This is a genomic window from Cupriavidus sp. 05N38 (genome assembly GCF_056397345.1).
On sequence record NZ_JBFTNF010000007.1, the window covers coordinates 1 to 17,110 of the forward strand.

17 protein-coding genes and 1 tRNA gene are annotated in these 17,110 nt (G+C 64.8%); all 18 read right to left on the bottom strand.

Going from position 1 to position 17,110, the window contains the following annotated elements:
* Nucleotides 1–139 (bottom strand): NADH-quinone oxidoreductase subunit K (locus AC1DK4_RS07085; protein WP_477131455.1); only part of this gene is annotated, 139 nt, incomplete at its 3' end.
* Nucleotides 140–155: 16 nt separating this feature from the next.
* A complete protein-coding gene (locus tag AC1DK4_RS07090) occupies nucleotides 156–791 on the bottom strand; it encodes an NADH-quinone oxidoreductase subunit J (protein ID WP_441612317.1) in 636 nt (211 codons plus the stop codon).
* A 155-nt stretch (nucleotides 792–946) separates the two neighbouring features.
* Complete coding sequence (nuoI, locus tag AC1DK4_RS07095; protein ID WP_441612318.1) at nucleotides 947–1,438, bottom strand: NADH-quinone oxidoreductase subunit NuoI; 492 nt, start codon at nucleotides 1,436–1,438, stop codon at nucleotides 947–949.
* 65 nt (nucleotides 1,439–1,503) lie between these two features.
* On the bottom strand, nucleotides 1,504–2,568 hold the full coding sequence (gene nuoH, locus AC1DK4_RS07100) for an NADH-quinone oxidoreductase subunit NuoH (protein WP_441612319.1): 1,065 nt from the start codon (nucleotides 2,566–2,568) through the stop codon (nucleotides 1,504–1,506).
* Between the two features lie 18 nt (nucleotides 2,569–2,586).
* The gene (gene nuoG, locus AC1DK4_RS07105) at nucleotides 2,587–4,962 is read right to left on the bottom strand and encodes an NADH-quinone oxidoreductase subunit NuoG (RefSeq protein WP_441612320.1); all 2,376 of its coding nucleotides are present in this window, start codon (nucleotides 4,960–4,962) and stop codon (nucleotides 2,587–2,589) included.
* A gap of 12 nt (nucleotides 4,963–4,974) precedes the next feature.
* Complete coding sequence (gene nuoF, locus AC1DK4_RS07110; protein ID WP_441643163.1) at nucleotides 4,975–6,270, bottom strand: NADH-quinone oxidoreductase subunit NuoF; 1,296 nt, start codon at nucleotides 6,268–6,270, stop codon at nucleotides 4,975–4,977.
* Nucleotide 6,271: 1 nt separating this feature from the next.
* Entirely contained in the window at nucleotides 6,272–6,772 is a 501-nt protein-coding gene (nuoE, locus tag AC1DK4_RS07115) for an NADH-quinone oxidoreductase subunit NuoE (RefSeq protein ID WP_441612322.1), read from the bottom strand.
* Between the two features lie 204 nt (nucleotides 6,773–6,976).
* Nucleotides 6,977–8,230 carry an NADH-quinone oxidoreductase subunit D gene (locus AC1DK4_RS07120; protein WP_441612323.1) on the bottom strand — a complete coding sequence of 418 codons (1,254 nt, stop codon included), beginning with the start codon at nucleotides 8,228–8,230 and terminating at the stop codon, nucleotides 6,977–6,979.
* Nucleotides 8,231–8,238: 8 nt separating this feature from the next.
* Nucleotides 8,239–8,838 carry an NADH-quinone oxidoreductase subunit C gene (locus tag AC1DK4_RS07125; protein ID WP_441649929.1) on the bottom strand — a complete coding sequence of 200 codons (600 nt, stop codon included), beginning with the start codon at nucleotides 8,836–8,838 and terminating at the stop codon, nucleotides 8,239–8,241.
* A gap of 1 nt (nucleotide 8,839) precedes the next feature.
* On the bottom strand, nucleotides 8,840–9,322 hold the full coding sequence (locus AC1DK4_RS07130) for a NuoB/complex I 20 kDa subunit family protein (protein ID WP_020203631.1): 483 nt from the start codon (nucleotides 9,320–9,322) through the stop codon (nucleotides 8,840–8,842).
* A gap of 6 nt (nucleotides 9,323–9,328) precedes the next feature.
* Entirely contained in the window at nucleotides 9,329–9,688 is a 360-nt protein-coding gene (locus AC1DK4_RS07135) for an NADH-quinone oxidoreductase subunit A (protein ID WP_420992699.1), read from the bottom strand.
* Between the two features lie 164 nt (nucleotides 9,689–9,852).
* Nucleotides 9,853–9,937: transfer RNA gene (locus AC1DK4_RS07140), tRNA-Leu, on the bottom strand.
* A gap of 190 nt (nucleotides 9,938–10,127) precedes the next feature.
* Entirely contained in the window at nucleotides 10,128–10,493 is a 366-nt protein-coding gene (secG, locus tag AC1DK4_RS07145) for a preprotein translocase subunit SecG (protein ID WP_441612325.1), read from the bottom strand.
* 46 nt (nucleotides 10,494–10,539) lie between these two features.
* Entirely contained in the window at nucleotides 10,540–11,277 is a 738-nt protein-coding gene (gene tpiA / locus AC1DK4_RS07150) for a triose-phosphate isomerase (RefSeq protein WP_441612326.1), read from the bottom strand.
* A gap of 114 nt (nucleotides 11,278–11,391) precedes the next feature.
* Nucleotides 11,392–12,396 carry an NAD(P)H-quinone oxidoreductase gene (locus AC1DK4_RS07155; RefSeq protein WP_441612327.1) on the bottom strand — a complete coding sequence of 335 codons (1,005 nt, stop codon included), beginning with the start codon at nucleotides 12,394–12,396 and terminating at the stop codon, nucleotides 11,392–11,394.
* A 179-nt stretch (nucleotides 12,397–12,575) separates the two neighbouring features.
* Nucleotides 12,576–14,759, bottom strand: coding sequence for a polyribonucleotide nucleotidyltransferase (gene pnp, locus AC1DK4_RS07160; RefSeq protein ID WP_441612328.1), 2,184 nt, complete (start codon nucleotides 14,757–14,759; stop codon nucleotides 12,576–12,578).
* 412 nt (nucleotides 14,760–15,171) lie between these two features.
* The gene (gene rpsO / locus AC1DK4_RS07165) at nucleotides 15,172–15,444 is read right to left on the bottom strand and encodes a 30S ribosomal protein S15 (protein WP_441612329.1); all 273 of its coding nucleotides are present in this window, start codon (nucleotides 15,442–15,444) and stop codon (nucleotides 15,172–15,174) included.
* Nucleotides 15,445–15,638: 194 nt separating this feature from the next.
* On the bottom strand, nucleotides 15,639–16,886 hold the full coding sequence (locus AC1DK4_RS07170) for a branched-chain amino acid ABC transporter substrate-binding protein (RefSeq protein ID WP_441612331.1): 1,248 nt from the start codon (nucleotides 16,884–16,886) through the stop codon (nucleotides 15,639–15,641).
* Between the last annotated feature and the right edge of the window lie 224 nt (nucleotides 16,887–17,110).

Genomic DNA, 17,110 nt, shown 5'->3' on the forward strand with positions numbered 1-17,110 from the left:
AGTTCATATTGACCGCAAGCAGCATCAGCTCGATCGCCATCAGCAGCACGATCACGTTCTTGCGGTTCAGGAAAATACCAACGATGCTGATGGCGAAAAGGATCGCACCGAGCACGAGGAAATGGGCGAGAGATAGCACAGCGTTTCTCCGGGCTTCAGTTCTTGTTCGCGGCAGCGGCGGCGTCTTGCGCCTTGGCTTCCGTCGGCATCGAGACCAGGCGCACGCGGTCCTGGCGGCGGGTGCGCAGCTGCTCGCCCACGTCTTGTGCCTTGTTGTCCTTGCGGCGGCGCAGCGTCAGCGCGACGGCGGCGATGATCGCCACCAGCAGGATGATGCCGGCCACTTCGAAGGCGTAGATATAGTCCGTGTAGATCAGCTTGCCGAGCGCCGCGGTATTCGAGTAGTCCGGGCCTTGCGCGACGTTGTTCAGCGGCGTGGTGGTGCCGATGAAGTTGCGCACCAGCACGGTGGCCATCTCGGCGATGATCAGCGCGCCGACCACCGAAGCCAGCGGCACATAGGTCCAGAAGTCCCGTCGCAGGTGCTCGATGTCGATATCGATCATCATCACSACGAAMAGGAASAGCACCATCACGGCGCCCACGTACACCAGCACCAGCAGGATGGCCAGGAATTCGGCCTTCAGCAGCATCCAGATCGCGGCGGCCGTAAAGAACGACAGCACGAGGAACAGTGCGGAGTGCACGGGGTTCTTCGCGGTGATGACTTTCAGTGCGGAGAGCACCAGCACCAGCGCAAAGACGTAGAAGATGGTGGTCGTGAGTTCCATGGTCCCTGTCGGATCCTCTTTGAGCCTTCCGGCACAAGCCACCTCTGGTGGCCTGGCCTTGCGGCATCCTTTTCGTTGGCCCCGCAAGGGGCCCGATTCACATTGCATTGGCAGCGCCGGCCAGACTCGGCCGGCGCGCCCGGTCTTGCGCCGCCTTAGCGGTACTTGGCGTCCGCAGCCTTGGCCGCGGCGATCTGCGGTTCGTAGCGGTCGCCCACGGCCAGCAGCATGTCCTTGGTGAAATACAGGTCGCCGCGCTTCTCGCCGTGGTATTCGAGGATATGCGTCTCGACGATGGCGTCGACCGGGCAGGCCTCTTCGCAGAAGCCGCAGAAAATGCACTTGGTCAGGTCGATGTCGTAGCGCGTGGTGCGGCGGGTGCCGTCGGCGCGCGCGTCCGACTCGATGGTGATGGCCATCGCCGGGCAGACCGCCTCGCACAGTTTGCAGGCGATGCAGCGCTCTTCGCCGTTGGGGTAACGGCGCAGCGCGTGCAGGCCACGGAAACGCGGCGAGATCGGCGTCTTCTCTTCGGGGAACTGGACCGTGATCTTGCGGGCGAAGAGATAACGCCCGGTCAGAGCCATGCCCTTGAAGAGTTCCTTCAGGAGCAGGCTGTTGAAGAAGTCCTTGATGGCGAGCAGCATGACGATTGCTTCCTAATAATTCCACAGGGCGCCGCCTGGCATGGAGGCGCCCCTGCTTTGGCCGTTCAGTGCCAGATATTCCACGGCGACCGGATCCAGATCGCGACGATGATCAGCCAGCCGACCGTGAGCGGAATGAAGATCTTCCAGCCCAGGCGCATGATCTGGTCGTAGCGGTAGCGCGGGAACGAGGCGCGCAGCCAGATAAAGACCGACAGGAGCAAAAATACCTTGATCAGCAGCCAGAAGAAGCCCGGGATCGCATTGGTGATGAAGCTCGAGAACGGCGGTGCCCAGCCTCCCAGGAACATCAGCGCGGTCATCGTGGAGATGACGATCATGTTGATGTACTCGGCCAGGAAGAACAGCGCGAACGCCATGCCCGAATATTCGATCATGTGGCCGGCCACGATTTCCGACTCGCCTTCCACCACGTCGAACGGGTGGCGGTTGGTTTCGGCCACGCCGGAGATGAAGTACACCCCGAACATCGGCAGCAGCGGCAGCCAGTTCCACGAGAGGATGTTGATCCCGAGGCCGGCGAAGTAGCCCGTGTTCTGCGTGTTGACGATAGCCGACAGGTTCAGGCTGCCCGACACCATCAGCACCGTCACCAGGGCGAAGCCCATGGCGATTTCGTACGACACCATCTGCGCCGCGGCGCGCATGGCGCCGATGAACGCATACTTGGAGTTAGAGGCCCAGCCGGCCAGGATCACGCCGTACACGCCGACCGAGCTGATCGCCATCACGTACAGCAGGCCGGCATTGACGTTCGCCATCACCACGTCGGCCTGGAACGGCACCACCGCCCAGATCGCGATCGCGGGCATCAGCACCATCAGCGGGGCAACCAGGTACATGCCCCGGCTGACCTGCGTGGGCATCATCACTTCCTTGAGCAGCAGCTTGAGCACGTCGGCGATCGGCTGCAGCAGGCCCAGCGGGCCGACCCGGTTCGGGCCGATACGCACGTGCATCCAGCCGATCAGCTTGCGCTCCCACAGGATCAGGTAGGCCACGCACAGCAGCAGCGGCACCACGATGAGCACGGCGCGAATCAGGATCCACAGCGGCGTCCAGACGCCGCCGAACAGACTCTGACCTTGCGAGGTAATCCAGTCGATCATGTTTCTTTCTCGCTCTTCTTATGCCGTGGCCGCCGGCTCGGCCGCGCCCTTCGCGGCGGTGGCCAGGTCGATGGCTTTCTCAACGGTGACGGTGCCGAACATCGCGCCCAGGCTGGTCGCGGCGACGGTGCCTGCCGACACGCGCACGGTGTTCGCGGGCAGCGCGGCTTCCAGGGCTGCCGGCAGCACCACGCTGCCCTGCCCCTGCGTCACACGCACCGGATCGCCAGCCTGCACGCCCAGCGAGGCGAATAGGTCGGCCGACAGGCCGGCTTGCATGGCGCGGCGCGCGGCCGCGGTCAGCTGCAGCGAATCGGCACGGCGCACGATCGGGTCGGCGTGGTAGATCGGCACGTCGGCGACACGCTCGATGCCGCCGGCGGCCGCGCTCACGCGGATGGCCGCGTCGGTGGCGTTGCCCAGCTGCGGCGCGACCGGCTTGGCCAGCACTTCGTCACGCACGTTCTCGGCGGTCTCGTAGGCGAAGCCCGGCACGTCGAGCAGGTTGCCCAGCACGCGCAGGACCTTCCACGCCGGGCGCGAATCGCCCAGCGCACGGACCACGCCGTTGAAGCTTTGCGCCAGGCCTTCGCAATTGACGAAGGTGCCCGCGGTCTCGGTGTACGGCGTCACCGGCAGGATCACGTCGGCGTACTGCAGCGCGGCTTCCGAGCGGAACGGCGACAGCACCACCACGGTGCCGGCCTGGCCCAGCGCGGCCAGGGCCTGGCGCGGGTTGGCCGCGTCGAACTCGGGTTCCGTGTTGAGCAGCACGTACGCGCGGCGCGGCGTGTCGAACATGGCCTGCGCATTGGCGCCGCCGTTCTGCGGCAGCGCGCCGGCGATATGACCACCCACGGTGTTGGCGGCTTCGGTCAGGAAGCCTAGCGTGGCGCCGGTCTCGGTGGCGATCCACTGCGCCAGCGCATGCAGCGTGGCGAATTGCGGATGGCGCACCGCCTCGTTGCCGAGGAACACGGCGCGGCGCTCGCCCGACAGCAGCGCGTCGGCAACCAGCCTGGCCTTGTCGTCACCGTCGAAGCCGTCGGTGCCGGCCGGAGCGGCCACGCCCTTGGCAGCGGCCACGGCGCGCGCCACGCCGGCCAGGGCGGCTGCCCAGCCCGACGGTGCCACGTCGATACGGGCGGCCAGCGGCATCAGCAGGTCGTCGGCGTTGGCGCCGAGCACCGCGACGCGGGCGCCCTTCTTGCCGGCCTGGCGCAGACGCGCAGCCAGCAACGGGTGATCCTTGCGCAGGGCCGAACCAATCACCAGCACGCGTTGCAGCGCGGATACGTCGGCGATCGGTAGGCCCAGCCACGGCGCGCCCTTCAGGGCGGCCGAGAAATCGGTCTGGCGCTGGCGGAAGTCGACGTTGTCGCTGCCCAGGCCCCGTACCAGCTTGGCCAGCAGGTGGAGTTCTTCCAGCGTGCTGTGCGGGCTGGCCAGGGCGGCGATCTGGTCGGCGCCATGGTCGCGCTTGATGCTGGCCAGGCCGTTGGCCACGTATTCCAGCGCGGTCTGCCAGTCGGTTTCCATCCACTCGCCGCCCTGCTTGAGCAGCGGCTTGGTCAGACGGTCGGCGCTGTTCAGGCCTTCGTACGAGAAGCGGTCCTTGTCGGACAGCCAGCACTCGTTGACGTCTTCGTTTTCCAGCGGCAGCACGCGCATCACGCGCTGGTTCTTGGTCTGCACCACCAGGTTCGCACCCAGGCCGTCATGTGGCGACACCGACTTGCGGCGGGCCAGTTCCCAGGTACGGGCCGAGTAGCGGAACGGCTTGCTGGTCAGCGCGCCGACCGGGCACAGGTCGATCATGTTGCCCGACAGTTCGGAATCGACCGTCTGGCCGACGAACGTCGTGATTTCCGAGTGCTCGCCACGGCCCAGCATGCCCAGCTCCATCACGCCGGCCACTTCCTGGCCGAAGCGCACGCAGCGGGTGCAGTGGATGCAACGGGTCATCTCTTCCATGGAGATGAGCGGGCCCACGTTCTTGTGGAACACCACGCGCTTTTCTTCCTTGTAGCGCGACTCCGATGCGCCGTAGCCAACGGCCAGATCCTGCAGCTGGCACTCGCCGCCCTGATCGCAGATCGGGCAATCCAGCGGGTGGTTGATCAGCAGGAATTCCATCACCGACTTCTGGGCCTTGACTGCCTTCTCCGAATTGGTGAAGACCTTCATGCCCGCGGCGACGGGGGTGGCGCAGGCCGGCAGCGCCTTGGGCGCTTTTTCAACCTCGACCAGGCACATGCGGCAGTTAGCCGCGATGGACAATTTGCGGTGGTAGCAGAAGTGCGGGATGTAGGTGCCCAGCTTGCGGGCGGCTTCCATCACCAGGCTGCCTTCAGCAACCTCAACCTTCTTGCCGTCGATCTCGAGTTCAACCATGTTCTGCCACGCTTAAGAGTAGGCCGGAACCATGCACTGCTTGTGTTCGACGTGATGTTCGAACTCTTTCCAGTAGTGCTTGAGCATGCCGCGGACCGGCATCGCTGCCGCATCGCCGAGCGCGCAGATGGTGCGGCCCATGATGTTTTCAGCGACGTTATTGAGGAGGTCCAGGTCTTCCTGGCGCCCTTCTCCGTGTTCGATACGATTCACCATGCGATAGAGCCAGCCGGTGCCTTCGCGGCACGGCGTGCACTGACCGCACGATTCTTCGAAGTAAAAGTACGACAGGCGCAGCAGCGAGCGGACCATGCAGCGCGTCTCGTCCATCACGATCACCGCGCCCGAGCCCAGCATCGAGCCGGCCTTGGCGATCGAGTCGTAATCCATGTCGGACGCCATCATCATGTCGCCCGGCACCACCGGCGCGGACGAGCCGCCCGGGATCACCGCCTTGATGCGCTTGCCGCCACGCATGCCGCCGGCGAGCTCCAGCAGGGCCGCGAACGGCGTGCCCAGCGGGATCTCGTAGTTGCCGGGGCGCTCGATGTCGCCGGAGATCGAGAAGATCTTGGTGCCGCCGTTGTTCGGCTTGCCCATCTTCAGGTAATTGTCCGGACCGACGGTCAGCAGGAACGGCACCGCGGCGAACGTCTCGGTGTTGTTGATGGTGGTCGGCTTGCCGTACAGGCCGAAGCTGGCCGGGAAAGGCGGCTTGAAGCGCGGCTGGCCCTTCTTGCCTTCCAGCGATTCGAGCAGCGCCGTTTCTTCGCCGCAGATGTAGGCGCCGTAGCCGTGGTGGGCGTGCAACTGGAAGTCGAAGCCCGAACCCAGGATGTTGTCGCCCAGGAAACCGGCCGCGCGCGCCTCTTCGAGTGCTTCCTCGAAGATCTTGTATTCGTTCCAGATCTCGCCGTGGATGTAGTTGTAGCCCACGGAGATGCCCATCGCGTACGCGCCGATGGCCATGCCTTCGATCAGCGCATGCGGGTTGTAGCGGATGATGTCGCGGTCCTTGAAGGTACCGGGCTCGCCCTCGTCAGTGTTGCAGACCAGGTATTTCTGGCCAGGGAACTGGCGCGGCATGAAGCTCCACTTCAGGCCGGTGGGGAAGCCCGCGCCGCCACGGCCGCGCAGGCCGGAGGCCTTGACGTCCGCGATCACCTGTTCGGGCGTGATCTTCTCGGTCAGGATGCGCTTGAGCTGCTGGTAGCCGCCGCGCTTGACGTAGTCTTCGAGGTGCCAGTTGCTGCCATCGAGGCCGGCCAGGATCAGCGGCTTGATGTGGCGGTCGTGCAGAGAGGTCATGTTACTTGTCCCCCTTGGCGGTGTCGGTGGCCTTGAGCTCGTCAACCAACTGGTCCAGCTTGGCATCGCTCATGAAGCTGCACATGCGGGTGTTGTTGACGATCATCACCGGCGCGTCGCCGCAGGCGCCCATGCATTCGCCTTCCTTGAGGGTGAAGGTGCCGCACGGGCTGGTTTCGTTGTAATCGATGCCAAGCTTGCGCTTGAGGTACTCGCCGGCCCGCTCGCCGCCCGACAGGGCGCAAGGCAGGTTGGTGCAGACCGTCAGCTTGTACTTGCCGACCGGCTTGGTGTCGTACATGTTGTAGAAGGTCGCGACTTCCTCGACCCATACCGGCGGCATGTCGAGGTAGCTGGCGACGAACTGCATGACTTCCGGAGAGACCCAGCCCACTTCGCCCTGTGCCACGGCCAGCGCCGCCATCACGGCCGACTGCTTCTGGTCAGCCGGATACTTGGCGATCGCGCGATCGATTTCCTTGAGAGCTTCTGCTGATAGCATGGTCGTTGCTGTAATACGCCGAGTCATTTGCGGTCATGCCCGCCACATGGCGCGCATTTCGCAGGTTTGCAGCCGTCGCTGCTGTTGCTGCCCGCATGTCAGAGGCATGCTGGGCCCACCGCGGGTTTCCCGTGGCAGGACGCGGGCTTTGCCCGTATCCCTGCCAGGGGCGCCCGGATCGTCGTCCGGGGCCGGCGGCTCTTGTTAGCGGTCGATTTCGCCGAAGACGATGTCCTGGGTACCGATGATCGTCACCGCATCCGCAATCATGTGGCCCTTGGCCATTTCGTCGAGGGCCGCCAGATGGGCAAAGCCCGGGGCGCGGATCTTCAGGCGGTACGGCTTGTTCGCGCCGTCGGAGATCGCGTAGATGCCGAACTCGCCCTTCGGGTGTTCCACTGCCGCGTAGGTCTCGCCCTCGGGCACGTGAATGCCTTCGGTGAAGAGCTTGAAATGGTGGATCAGCTCTTCCATGTTCGACTTCATGTCCACGCGCGACGGCGGCGTCACCTTGTGGTTGTCGCTCATCACCGGGCCGGGGTTGCGGCGCAGCCAGTCGATGCACTGCTTGATGATGTGGTTGGACTGGCGCATTTCTTCGATGCGCACCAGGTAGCGGGCATAGCAATCGCCGCCGATGCCGACCGGCACCTGGAAGTCCATGCGGTCATACACTTCGTAGGGCTGCTTCTTGCGCAGGTCCCACTCGATGCCGGAGCCGCGCAGCATCGGGCCGGTAAAGCCCATCTGCAGCGCACGCTCGGGACTCACCACGCCGATGCCGACCAGGCGCTGCTTCCAGATCCGGTTGTCCGTGAGCAGCGTCTCGTATTCGTCGACGTACTTCGGGAAGCGGTTGGTGAAGTCCTCGATGAAGTCGAGCAGGGAGCCCGAACGCGCCTCGTTCATGGCCTTGATGGCGCGCTCGTTGTGGATCTTCGACGCCTTGTATTGCGGCATCGTGTCCGGCAGGTCGCGGTACACGCCGCCCGGACGGTAGTAGGCCGCGTGCATGCGCGCGCCCGACACCGCCTCGTACATGTCGAACATGTCTTCGCGTTCGCGGAAGGCGTACAGGAAGACGGCCATCGCGCCCACGTCGAGCGCATGCGCGCCGATCCACATCAGGTGGTTCAGCAGGCGCGTGATCTCGTCGAACATCACGCGGATGTACTGCGCGCGGATGGGCACGTCGACGTCGAGCAGCTTCTCGATCGCCATCACGTAGGCATGCTCGTTGACCATCATCGACACGTAGTCGAGGCGGTCCATGTACGGCACGCTCTGGATCCAGGTCTTCTGCTCCGCCAGCTTCTCGGTGGCGCGATGCAGCAGGCCGATGTGCGGATCGGCGCGCTGGATCACTTCGCCGTCGAGCTCGAGCACGAGGCGCAGCACGCCGTGCGCTGCCGGGTGCTGGGGGCCGAAGTTCAGGGTGTAATTCTTGATGTCTGCCATTGCGCTTCTCAGTGCTGCAAGCCGCCGTAGTTCTCTTCCCGGATCACGCGCGGCGTGATTTCACGCGGCTCGATGGTCACGGGTTGATAGATCACCCGCTTCTGCTCGGGGTCGTAGCGCATTTCGACGTAACCCGAGACCGGGAAATCCTTGCGGAACGGRTGGCCGACGAARCCRTAGTCGGTCAGCAGGCGGCGCAGGTCGTTATGGCCTTCGAATACGATGCCGTAGAAGTCGAACGCTTCGCGCTCGAACCAGTTGGCCGAGTTCCAGACGTCGTTCAGCGACGGCACCACGGGCACGTCGTCGTCGGGCGCGAACACGCGCACGCGCAGGCGCCAGTTATGGGTGATCGACAGCAGGTGCGTCACCGCGGCGAAACGGGGGCCGTCCCAGGCACCGTCGCCGTACGCGGAGTAGTCGACGCCGGCCACGTCGAGCAGCTGCTCGAAACGCAGCGAGGGATCGTCGCGCAGCATCAGCGCGGTTTCCAGGGAGTCGTCGGCCTTGACGATAAGGGTTAGCTCCCCTACCGCTTCCACCAGTTTCTGGATACGCTTGCCCAATGTTTTTTCGAGCGCGGCCTTCAGGGTATCGAGGTTCGCCATGTCAGCCCTTGCGCGCGATGGTATTGGTGCGACGGATCTTGTTCTGCAGCTGGATGACGCCGTAGATCAGCGCTTCGGCCGTCGGCGGGCAACCCGGCACGTAGATATCCACCGGCACGATGCGATCGCAGCCACGCACAACAGAATACGAGTAGTGATAGTAGCCGCCGCCATTCGCGCACGACCCCATCGAGATCACCCAGCGCGGCTCCGCCATCTGGTCATAGACCTTGCGCAGCGCGGGGGCCATCTTGTTGCACAGCGTGCCGGCGACGATCATCACGTCGGACTGGCGCGGCGACGGACGGAAGACCACGCCGAAGCGGTCCAGGTCGTAGCGTGCCGCGCCGGCATGCATCATTTCCACAGCACAGCAGGCCAGGCCAAACGTCATCGGCCACAGCGACCCGGTGCGGGTCCAGTTGATCAGCTTGTCAGCGGTAGTCGTGACAAAGCCTTCATTGAGAACGCCTTCGATTGCCATTTCACATCACTCCCAATCGAGCGCGCCTTTTTTCCAGATGTAGACGAAGCCCACGATGAATTCCAGCAGAAACACGCCCATGGAGAAGAAACCCGGCCAGCCGATGTCGCGCAGGGCTACACCCCACGGGAACAGGAAGGCGGTTTCGAGATCGAACAGGATAAAAAGAATAGCGATGAGGTAATAGCGCACGTCGAACTTCATGCGCGCGTCCTCGAACGCTTCGAAGCCGCACTCGTACGGAGAGAGCTTCGCGGGATCAGGTTTGTTGGGGCCGAGGATCCGGCCAATCGACATCAGTGCCACGCCGAGCACGACACCGAAGATGATGAAGATGAGGACGGGGAAGTAGGCTTCGAGATTCAAGGTACGGCCAGCCTTATCTGGAATGTTGTCAACAGCACCAGCGCATAGCGGCGTCCTGTTGCCCACCCCAAGCGCCATTCCGTAGAAATTACGACGCCGCCTTGCGGACTGGCCGGGACATGAATCCGGAATGAACCCCGGACCCATGTCCCGATCAAGTTGTTTGGTGCCGACGGCGAGACTCGAACTCGCACAGCTTTCGCCACTACCCCCTCAAGATAGCGTGTCTACCAATTTCACCACGTCGGCTGGGGGAGAAACAATATTGCCTCGCGCCAGGGTTTTTACACCCTTCGGAACTCTGGCTGGGATAACTTTATCCTGGCTGGAGCCCCGTCGCTGGGGGATCGTTTCAAGCCTTGCATTCTAACCCAAAAATCTTGTTTTGTTCAATGCACAACTACAAAAATCTTCAAGAATAAGTCGCAAGGCTGCTTGATTATTTCGGTACCGCAGGCGCAGCTGCGCCCGAGGCCGCCACTGCGGGCGTAGCGGGAGCCGAAGCGGCGGCAGGAGCCGGCGCGGATTGCGGCGCTGCGCCCATCACGCCCAGCGAAGCAGCGGGACGATAGTTGCCCATCAGCGTCAAGCTCAGCGTGCAGATGAAGAACAGCGACGCCAGCACGGCCGTGGTGCGCGACAGGAAGTTGGCCGAGCCGCTGGCGCCGAACAGGCTGCCAGAGGCGCCCGACCCGAACGCCGCGCCGACATCGGCGCCCTTGCCATGCTGCAGCAGCACCAGGCCGATCACGCCAAGCGCGGACAGTACCTGCGCCACTACCAACAAAGTTTTGAAAATTGCCATTTGGTTCGATTCGCTTGCCTGATCAGACCATGTGAGCGGCCGGCATTCAGGCGTTGCCGATCGCGAGGAAATCGTCCGACTTCAGCGAGGCCCCTCCGATCAGGCCCCCGTCGATGTCGGGCATGGAAAACAGTTCTGCCGCATTGTCCGGCTTGACGCTGCCGCCGTACAACATGGCCATGCCGGCTGCCACGCCGGCGTCGCGCGCCGCCACGCGGCCACGCAGGAAAGCGTGCACGGCCTGGGCCTGCTCGCTGCTTGCGGTCTTGCCCGTGCCGATTGCCCACACCGGTTCGTAGGCCAGCACGATGCGGCCGAGCTGCTCGGTCGAAAGCGCCTCCAGCACGGCATCGAGCTGGCGGCCGACGACCGCCTCGGTCTGGCCGGCCTCGCGCTGCGCCAGGGTCTCACCCACGCACACTACCGGCACGATGCCTGCTTCGAGCGCGCGCAACGCCTTGGCGGCCACCACGGCATCGACCTCGCCATGGTAGCTGCGGCGCTCCGAATGCCCCACCAGGGCGTAGGAAGCGCCGAACTCGGCGAGCATCGGAGCCGACACCTCGCCGGTGAACGCGCCGCGCGTCTCGGCCGAGACGTCCTGCGCCCCCCAGGCCACCGCCGAACCGGCCAGCAGCGACTGGCACTGCGCCAGGTACGGGAAGGGCGCACACACCGCCAGGCGGGCGCTTGCGGGCGCGGCCTTGATACCTGCCAGCAGGGCCGCGTTGGCGGCCAGGCTGCCGTGCATCTTCCAGTTGCCGATGACGAGCTTTTGTCTCACGGAGCGCCTCTCTTGATAAAACCCGCTATTGTAGCGTGGGCCAGGGCCCTACGCCACCGAAGCGACCTCAAATCGCGCCGGGAAGCACTCCGCGCGGCCGCGGGCCTCGCCTCCTTACCAGGTCAGGACGATCTTGCCGATGTGCTCGCTGGATTCCATCAGGCGATGCGCGTCGGCGGCCTGCGCGGCCGGGAAGGTCTGGTGGATCACCGGCTTGATCTTGCCCGCGGCCAGCAGGGGCCAGACATGCTGGTGCAAAGCCTGCGCGATCTCGCCTTTGAATGACACCGGACGCGGACGCAGCGTCGAGCCGGTCACGGTGATGCGGCGGCGCAGGATGTCGCCCAGCGGTATTTCGGCCTTGGCGCCGCCGAGCAGCGCGATGATGACGATACGGCCATCGTCGGCCACGCACGACAGCTCGCGCGCCAGGTAAGGCCCGGCCACCATGTCGAGGATGACGTCGGCGCCGCGGCCGCCGGTCAGCGCCTTGACCTCGGCGACGAAGTCCTCGGTCTTGTAGTTGATGGCGCGGTCCGCGCCCAGCGCCTCGCAGGCGCGGCACTTGTCGGCGCTGCCGGCGGTCACGAAGACCTTGTGGCCAAGCGCCTTGGCGATCTGGATGGCGGTGGTACCGATGCCGCTCGAGCCACCCTGGATCAGCAGCGTCTCGTCCTTGCCCAGCGGGCCGCGCCCCAGATAGCCCCGGTCGAACACATTGCTCCACACGGTAAAGAAGGTCTCGGGCAATGCCGCCGCCTCGATGTCCGACAGGCCTGCCGGCACCGGCAGGCATTGCGCCACCGGCGCGGCGCACAGCTCGGCATAGCCGCCGCCCTGCACCAGGGCGCAGACGCGGTCACCCAGCTTCAGGCCGAAGCGGTTGTCGGGGTGCGAGAGATCGCCGCCGGCCACCACGCCCGCCACCTCCAGTCCCGGCAGGTCGGACGCGCCGGGCGGCACGGGATAGTTGCCGGTGCGCTGGAACACGTCGGGGCGGTTGACGCCCGCGGCGGCCACGCGGATCAGGATCTCGCCGGGCCTGGCCTCGGGATCGGGACGCTGCGTCAGTTGCAGGACTTCGGGGGCGCCGTACTCACGGATTTCGATGGCTTGCATTGCTGCTCCTTGCGTTGCGCATGCCGCGGCTTCGCGCGCATGGCTGGGGATCGATGTTTGGGGTCCGCCGCGAAGGCCGGGGCTGGCCGTTGCAGCAGGCGAGACTGGCGGCAGTGTAAACAAAAAAACGGCTGGACATCGCCAGCCGTTTTTTCTGCTACGGGTACTGCCCGGACCGCTTACTGCTGCTGGTCCGCCGACGGTGCGGCCGGTGCGGCCGGCGCGGCCGGTGCCTCGCTGGTGTTGACGATCGGGCTGATGCTGCCGCCCTCTTCGGCCAGCGCGGCCTTCAGGGACAGGCGCAGGCGGCCCTTCTCGTCAGCCTGGATCAGCTTGACGCGAACATGCTGGCCTTCCTTGAGCCAGTCCTTGATGTCCTTGACGCGCTCGTTGACGATCTCGGAGATATGCAGCAGACCGTCCTTGCCCGGCAGGATGTTGACGATCGCGCCGAAGTCCAGCAGCTTGAGCACGGTGCCGGCGTAGATCTTGCCCACTTCGGCTTCCGCGGTGATGCCTTCGATGCGGCGCTTGGCTTCGGCCATGCCTTCGGTCGAGGTCGAGGCGATGGTGATGGTGCCGTCTTCCTGGATGTCGATGGTGGTGCCGGTTTCCTTGGTCAGCGCCTGGATGGTCGAGCCGCCCTTGCCGATCACTTCGCGGATCTTGTCCGGATGGATCTTCATGGTGATCATGCGCGGTGCATGCTCCGACAGCTCGGTGCGCGCGTGGCCCATGGCGTCCTGCATCTTGCCCAGGATATGCAGGCGGCCTTCCTTGGCTTGCGCCAGCGCGACCTGCATGATTTCCTTGGTGATGCCCTGGACCTTGATGTCCATCTGCAGCGCGGTGATGCCGGCGTCGGTGCCCGCCACCTTGAAGTCCATGTCGCCGAGGTGGTCCTCGTCGCCCAGGATGTCGGTCAGCACGGCGAACTTGTTGCCTTCCAGGATCAGGCCCATGGCCACGCCGGCCACGTGCGCCTTGACCGGAACGCCGGCGTCCATCAGTGCCAGGCAGCCGCCGCACACCGATGCCATCGACGACGAGCCGTTGGATTCGGTGATTTCGGAGACCAGGCGGATGGTGTAGGCGAATTCGTCGTCCTTCGGCAGCACCGGGATCAGCGCGCGCTTGGCCAGGCGGCCGTGGCCGATTTCACGACGCTTCGGGCTGCCCACGCGGCCGGTTTCGCCGGTGGCGAACGGAGGCATGTTGTAGTGGAGCATGAAGCGGTCGCGGTATTCGCCGGCCAGTGCGTCGATGATCTGCTCGTCGCCCTTGGTGCCCAGCGTGGCCACCACCAGCGCCTGCGTCTCGCCGCGGGTGAAGATGGCCGAGCCGTGCGCGCGCGGCAGCACCGACGAACGGATCTCGATCGGGCGTACCGTGCGGGTGTCGCGGCCGTCGATGCGCGGCTCGCCCGACAGCACCTGGCTGCGCACGATCTTGGCTTCGATGTCGAACAGCACGTTGCCCACTTCGACCTTGTCGGCTTCCACGCCGGCTTCGGCCAGCTTGGCCGTCACGGCGGCGTAGACTTCCTTGAGCTTCTGGCTGCGCGCCGACTTCTGGCGCAGCTGGTAGGCGTCCTGCAGCAGCGACTGCGCGATCTCGCCGACCTTGGCGATCAGCGCTTCGTTCTTCGGCGCCGGTGCCCAGTCCCACTCGGGCTTGCCGCCGTCGCGCACCAGGTCATGGATGGCGTTGATGGCGGTCTGCATCTGCTCGTGGCCATAGACCACGGCGCCCAGCATCACTTCTTCCGACAACTGGTGGGCTTCCGATTCCACCATCAGCACGGCGCGCTCGGTACCGGCCACGATCAGGTCGAGCTGCGAGGCGGCGATCTGCGAGCGGGTCGGGTTGAGCAGGTACTGCCCATCCTTGTAGCCGACGCGGGCGGCGCCCACGGGGCCGCTGAAGGGGATGCCCGACACGGCCAGCGCGGCCGAGGCGCCGATCAGCGCGGGGATGTCGGCCGGCACTTCCGGGTTCAGCGACAGCACGTGGATCACCACCTGCACGTCGTTGTAGAAACCTTCCGGGAACAGCGGGCGCAGCGGACGGTCGATCAGGCGCGAGGTCAGCGTTTCGTTTTCCGACGGACGGCCTTCACGCTTGAAGAAACCGCCGGGGATCTTGCCGGCGGCGTAGGTCTTCTCGATGTAGTCGACGGTCAGCGGGAAGAAGTCCTGGCCGGCCTTGGGCGACTTGGCCGCCACCACGGTGGCGAGCACCACGGTGTCTTCCACGTCGACGATCACGGCGCCGCCAGCCTGGCGGGCGATTTCACCGGTTTCCAGGCGCACCGTGTGCTGACCCCACTGGAATTCCTTGACGATCTTGTTGAACATGGTCATGAGCGTTCCTTTGTTCGTGCTTGCACGCATTGTGCAATGCCCGCGTTAGCAGCCGCGGGCGAACCGCCGGATGCGCGTCGGTCGCGGTCACAGGGAAGTGCTATGCCATTCCAGCGGGGTACCCGCCGGATACCACGCTGGAATGACACAAAGCCCCGCTTCCTTGCCCGACTCCGGTATGAAAAAAAGCTAAAGAACGAAGTAACTTACTCCGTTGCACGTCTTGGCGCAACGGGCGCCAGGCATGGCCGCCTGGCGATGCCGGGTGAAACGAACATCACTTGCAGCGTTGCGGACATCGGCCCGCAAAAACAAAATGCCTGCATCAGCGGGGCTGACGCAGGCATTCATGGCTTCACGCGAAGGCGTGCATTGCATCCATTCGTGCTGCCATCCGGACGATCCTGGGTGCTTACTTACGCAGGCCCAGCTTCTCGATCAGCGAACGATAACGGTCGGCATCGTTGGCCTTGAGGTAGTCCAGCAGGCGACGACGACGGCTCACCATGCGCAGCAGGCCGCGGCGGCTGTGGTGATCCTTCATGTTGGCCTTGAAGTGGGGGGTCAGTTCGTTGATGCGGTTGGTCAGCAGGGCGACCTGGACTTCGGGGCTGCCGGTGTCGTTGGTTGCACGTGCGAACTGCTTGATGATGTCGGTCTTGCTGCTGGTTTCGGCTACTGCCATGATGATTTCCTTTTCACTTGCGAACGCTACAGCGCGGAATACGCCGCCTGCGTCGTGCCCTTTGCGTCTTTCAGGCAATTTTGTCCTGGCCAGGCCGGAGCATCGGCACCCCGTTGGGTGATCCATCCGCGACCGGTTGGCTGTGACAGCCGGCGATTATAACGGAAATCCGGCGGCGCTTGCCAGGAAATCCCTCAGAACCGCTCCATCCGGCAAGTCGTGGGCAACGTGGTCTGCGCGGCCTTGAGCTTGCGCACCGTGCGGAAGCCGTAGCCCGAGCCCTCGTTGTCGAAGCGCACATCCCCTCCCTGCTTCTCCATCACGGACACATAGAGCGGCTGCAGGACCTGGTGGTCGTCGGCGCGGATGGTGGCGTCGTGGAAGTCGTTGACATAGCGCATGCCCTCCAGCGCGCGCGCCACCTTGACGGCATCGGTCGAACCGGCCTGCTCGATCGCGCGGGCCAGCATTTCCACCATCATCTGCATGCGCAGGTGCACGTAGTCGTCCCGTGGCTCCGGATAGCGCGAGCGGAAGGCCTGGTAGAAGGCGTCCGAGGCGGCTCCGCCGACATTCGGGTGCCATTCCGCCACCGCCAGCACCCGCCCTACCCCGGCGTCGCCCATTGCCGCGGGCGCGCCCAGGCCATTGCCGTAGAAGGTGTAGAACTTGGCGCTCAGGCCCCCTTCGCGCGCCGCCTTGACCATCAGCGTCAGGTCGTTGCCCCAGTTGCCGGTGACCACGGCATCCGCCCCGCTGGCCTTGATCTTGGCGATATACGGGGCGAAATCCTTGATCTTGCCGATCGGATGGAACTCGTCGCCCACGATGCGCAGTTCCGGGCGCTTGGAGGCGAGCATCTCGCGCGCGGAACGCGACACCTGGTGCCCGAAACTGTAGTCCTGGTCGATCAGGTAGACGCGGCGCACACTCGTGTCGGCGCGGATGACTTCGGTCAGGGCCTGCATGCGCATGTCAGCGCTGGCGTCGAAGCGGAAGTGCCAGAAACTGCAGCCTTCGTTGGTGAGCGCTGGGTCGACCGCCGAATAGTTCAGAAACAGCACGCGCGCATCCGTCTGACGCGCGTTGTGCCGGTTGACCGCGCCGACCAGCGCGCCTGCCACCGACGAACTGTTGCCCTGCAGGACGAAGGGAATGCGGCGATCCACCAGGCCGCGGAACTGGATCAGGCTCTCGTCGACATTGCCCTTGCTGTCGAAGGTGACCAGCTCGAACGGGCGCGCGCCCTGGGCGGTCTTGACGCCGCCGCGTGCGTTGACGCGGTCGATGGCGATCCGCAGGTTGCGCACCACCGCGTCGCCTGCATTGGCAAAAGGCCCGGACAGCCCCTCGATCATGCCCAGCCGGATCGGCTCCTGGGCGCCCGCGCCCGCGGCGACCAGCGCCAGCAGGCAGCCGGCCAGCCATCGTTTAACCAACATCGAGAGATCTCCCGCCAAAAGCGATGCATGGTAAGCCACGGCTCCGGCCGAGGCAAACCCCGCCACAGTGTCATACCAGGGCGATATTAGGCCGAGAAGAAGACACTATCGCGCAGATTGGGGCCGGGAGGTGCGTGTGTCACGTGAACCGCACACAACTTTCCGGCGCGGATACACTCTTAATCCTTATCAGCGCAGCAACGCAGCAACGCAGCAGCGCAACC

Bases quoted from the DNA above. Each gene is read 5' to 3' on its own strand.
- nuoI (WP_441612318.1), bottom strand. From the start codon at position 1,438: ATGCTGCTCGCCATCAAGGACTTCTTCAACAGCCTGCTCCTGAAGGAA.
- nuoH (WP_441612319.1), bottom strand. From the start codon at position 2,568: ATGATCGACTGGATTACCTCGCAAGGTCAGAGTCTGTTCGGCGGCGTC.
- nuoG (WP_441612320.1), bottom strand. From the start codon at position 4,962: ATGGTTGAACTCGAGATCGACGGCAAGAAGGTTGAGGTTGCTGAAGGC.
- nuoF (WP_441643163.1), bottom strand. From the start codon at position 6,270: ATGACCTCTCTGCACGACCGCCACATCAAGCCGCTGATCCTGGCCGGC.
- nuoE (WP_441612322.1), bottom strand. From the start codon at position 6,772: ATGCTATCAGCAGAAGCTCTCAAGGAAATCGATCGCGCGATCGCCAAG.
- AC1DK4_RS07120 (WP_441612323.1), bottom strand. From the start codon at position 8,230: ATGGCAGACATCAAGAATTACACCCTGAACTTCGGCCCCCAGCACCCG.
- AC1DK4_RS07130 (WP_020203631.1), bottom strand. From the start codon at position 9,322: ATGGCAATCGAAGGCGTTCTCAATGAAGGCTTTGTCACGACTACCGCT.
- secG (WP_441612325.1), bottom strand. From the start codon at position 10,493: ATGGCAATTTTCAAAACTTTGTTGGTAGTGGCGCAGGTACTGTCCGCG.
- AC1DK4_RS07155 (WP_441612327.1), bottom strand. From the start codon at position 12,396: ATGCAAGCCATCGAAATCCGTGAGTACGGCGCCCCCGAAGTCCTGCAA.
- pnp (WP_441612328.1), bottom strand. From the start codon at position 14,759: ATGACCATGTTCAACAAGATCGTCAAGGAATTCCAGTGGGGTCAGCAC.
- rpsO (WP_441612329.1), bottom strand. From the start codon at position 15,444: ATGGCAGTAGCCGAAACCAGCAGCAAGACCGACATCATCAAGCAGTTC.
- AC1DK4_RS07170 (WP_441612331.1), bottom strand. From the start codon at position 16,886: ATGTTGGTTAAACGATGGCTGGCCGGCTGCCTGCTGGCGCTGGTCGCC.